At 62.9% G+C, this 568-nt stretch carries 1 protein-coding gene; it reads left to right on the top strand.

The annotated features are described in order from the left end of the window. On the top strand, positions 1 to 345 hold a 345-nt coding region (locus HIJ39_RS23355), incomplete at its 5' end, for a transposase (protein WP_169103402.1). Positions 346 to 568 lie beyond the last annotated feature (223 nt).

The raw sequence follows: 568 nt of genomic DNA, 5'->3' as shown, positions 1-568 counted from the left end.
ATTCCGCGGCACGCCACGGGGACCTTGAGTGCGCGGATTCACGAGGATCCCACCTACCGGCTGGCGTGGACGCTCACGCGCCACTTTCAAACCTTGGTGATCCATCGGCGTGGCGCCGCGGCCTTGGCAGCCTGGTGCCGCGCGGCGGAAGCGAGTGGGGTACCGGCCTTTCAGCGATTTGCCGAAACCCTCCGCGCAGACTGGGATGCGGTGGTGGCCGGCATTTCCCTTCCGTGGAGCCAGGGCCCGGTGGAAGGGTTGAACAATCGAACCAAGACGCTCAAGCGGATGATGTATGGTCGGGCCCGCTTGCCCTTGTTGAGCGCCCGGATTTTGCATCGGTAACGCGTCAAGGCCCGCCGCGGTCGGGTATTGGCCTGGTCGCGAACGACAGGAACCGACATGGGGAGCGTGCACCCTCACGGTTCGATTGCGCCATGGCCCAGCACCACCAAAAGTGTGCAAGAGCCATTTCCTGTTGACTAAACACACCAGCACATACGCCTCTTGAATCACCGATACCAAGGCTTGCTCACTACGCCGCCGGGGCTCGAGGAACTCCGGAAAA

The organism is Sulfobacillus harzensis (genome assembly GCF_012933365.1).
Classification (GTDB): Bacteria; Bacillota; Sulfobacillia; order Sulfobacillales; family Sulfobacillaceae; genus Sulfobacillus_B; species Sulfobacillus_B harzensis.
The sequence above is the reverse complement of the archived record's forward strand: the minus strand, read 5'-3'. Positions and strand labels throughout refer to the sequence as shown.